Here is a 2,527-nt window from a genome sequence, read left to right on the forward strand (position 1 = left end):
TCAGCCCGAGGCCCGCGCCGAACACGAACAGGAACGCGCACAGCAACCACACGGGCGTCTCGGCGGACAGGCTCGTCATGGCGACCATGCCGATGCCGGTGACGATCGTGCCGAGGATCGGGAACAGCGTGTAGCGTCCGGTCTTGGTGATCCGGCGGCCGGAGACGATGGAGGTGAGCATCAGCCTGGCCATCATCGGCAGCATCGCCATGCCGGAGACCGCGGCCGAAGTACCGGTGGACATCTGCAGGAAAGTCGGCAGGAAACCGAGCGCGGCGAACATGCTCAGCCTCAGTACCAGCCCGATCGCGGTGGCATTGATGAAAATCGGGTTCCGGAACAGCGACAGCGGGATGATCGGGTCCGTCGCGCGCGACTCCGCGAACACGAACAGCCCCGCGGCCGCGACCAGCCCGGCGCCCCACATCCAGGTTTCCGGCGCGCTCCAGCCGTGCGCGGCGTCGCCGCCGAAGTCGGTGAAGAAGATCAGGCTCGTTGTCGCCGCCGCCAGCAGCACCACACCGGGAATGTCCAACGGCTGCGTGGCTCGCTTGTTGGGCAGCGTCAACGCGAAGTAGGTGATCGCGAACGCGATTATGCCGACCGGGACGTTGATGTAGAACGCCCAGTGCCACGACAGGTGGTCGACGAAGAAGCCGCCGAGCAGCGGACCGCCCACGGCCGCGAGCCCGAAGATGCCGCCGAGCGGGCCGAGGTACTTGCCGCGTTCGCTGGCCGGGACGATGTCGGCGATGATCGCCTGCGACAGGATCATCAGCCCGCCGCCCCCGAGTCCCTGCGCGGCGCGGAACGTCACGAAGGTCCAGAAGTCACCGGCCAGGGCGCAGCCGATCGAGGCGAGCGTGAACAGCGCGATCGCGACCAGGAACAGCCGCCGCCTGCCGAGCACGTCGCCGAACTTGCCGTAGATCGGCATCACGATCGTGGTGGCCAGCAGGTAAGCGGTGGTGATCCACGCCTGGTGCTCGACCCCGCCCAGATCGCCGACGATGGTCGGCATCGCGGTCGACACGATGGTCTGGTCCAGGCTGGCCAGCAGCATCCCCGCGATCAGCGCGCTGAAGATGATCCACACCCGCCGCTGCGTGAGCAGCAGCTTCGGGCCGGAGTCGGGTTCGCTCATGTCATTCCTCCGGATTGGCCGAGCGCCCCCGCGAAGACCCCCCGCGCGGCCCCCAGCCGACGTTCCATGATCGTGCGCAACGGGTCGGAGTTCCCGGGGCAGAGGAACTCCCGCATGCAGGCGCCCCCGAGCGCGCTGACCACCTGCACGACGACTTCGGCTCGGAGGTCTCCCGCGGGCAGACCCGCACGGCGCTGCACCAGCTCGACGTCGGCCCGCTCGCGGGCGCGCAGCGACTCGAACAACCGGGACAGCAACCGGGGTTCCCGGTCGATCGCGGCGACCAGGTCGGCCACGTGTTCCGGGGTGAGTCCGATCTCCGTCCAGCGCGCGACGATCAGCGCGGCGTAGTCCTCCGGCAACCGCTCGGAGAGCCCGCTCGCGTTCGCCGCACTCTCGGCGGCGAACCGCTCCTCGAGCTCGTGCTGGTCCCACAGCGTCGTGAAGCCGAGCACTGCGTCCTCTTTGGACGCGAAGTAGTTGAAGAAGGTGCGCCGCGAGATGCCCGCCTCGTCGCAGATCTCGTCGACGGTGAAGCCGGGCAGGCCCTGCTCGGCGGTGCGCCGGCGCGCTGCGGTGGTCAGCCGCTGTGCCGTGCGCATCCGACGCTGGAAACCCGGGTTTGCACCATCAGCCACGGAGTGCATTCTTGCACTATGGCTTGCTGAGTGCAGAGGCCGGGGTCGATCGTCGCCCGGCGCGCTCGCGACCTGCTGCAGCAGCCCCTCGGGTGCACGGGACAAGAAAAGAGGGCCTTCGCGGGTGGTGCCTCGCGAAGGCCCTCTCGGCCGCTGGGCTGCGGCGGCGCGTTCGATCAGGGCAGGGTGAACAGGCTTTCCCTGGACTTTTCCGAACTCGCGCGGTCCTTCAGCACGAGCGGACTGCGCCCACCGGGCTTGCTGAGCTCGCGGACCGAAACCGCCAGCGCCGGATCGTTCTTCGGCGTGATCACCAGAGTTCCGCCGTCGCCCGGTTCGACCTTCCACTTCTGCAAGTCGTCGTGCTGCTCGCACGGACGCACCTGCACCGCCGAGTCCGGCTCGACGAGCTCGGTGGCCGCGCACTTGTTCGTCTTCGCGTTCTTGATGCTCACGTGGTCGCCACCGGCATCGGAGATGATCCACTTGTGGCTGGTGTACTCGGGCCGGTTCTTCAGCTGCGCACTGTCGATCTGCGGCCCGGTGTCGCCGTCCAGCACCCAGCGGGTGCCGTCGGCCGCGCTCGCGATCTGGCCGCGATGCACGATGTCGCCGGGGGCCGCTTCACCCTGGGCGAACGCGGGCGCGGCCGCGGCGAACCCGAGCGCCGCCAGCGCGCCGATGGCGCCGAGATGAGATCGGTGCTTGACTTTCCTCCGTCCGGATCGCCGGCTTGCGGGGTCGA

At 68.9% G+C, this 2,527-nt stretch carries 3 protein-coding genes; all 3 read right to left on the reverse strand.

Annotation, left to right across the window (positions count from 1 at the left end):
- On the reverse strand, positions 1 to 1,144 hold a 1,144-nt coding region (locus IJH84_RS23925), incomplete at its 3' end, for an MFS transporter (RefSeq protein ID WP_295149307.1).
- Positions 1,141 to 1,782 (reverse strand): TetR/AcrR family transcriptional regulator, encoded by a 642-nt coding sequence (locus tag IJH84_RS23930; protein ID WP_295149310.1) that lies wholly within the window; start codon positions 1,780 to 1,782, stop codon positions 1,141 to 1,143. The genes IJH84_RS23930 and IJH84_RS23925, both read right to left, overlap by 4 nt.
- A gap of 176 nt (positions 1,783 to 1,958) precedes the next feature.
- Positions 1,959 to 2,527, reverse strand: a 569-nt coding sequence (locus IJH84_RS23935) for an RICIN domain-containing protein (protein WP_295149313.1), incomplete at its 5' end; no start/stop codon positions are given.

The sequence above is a fragment of the Saccharopolyspora sp. genome, from assembly GCF_017434145.1.
GTDB classification, from domain to species: Bacteria; Actinomycetota; Actinomycetes; order Mycobacteriales; family Pseudonocardiaceae; genus Saccharopolyspora_C; species Saccharopolyspora_C galaxeae.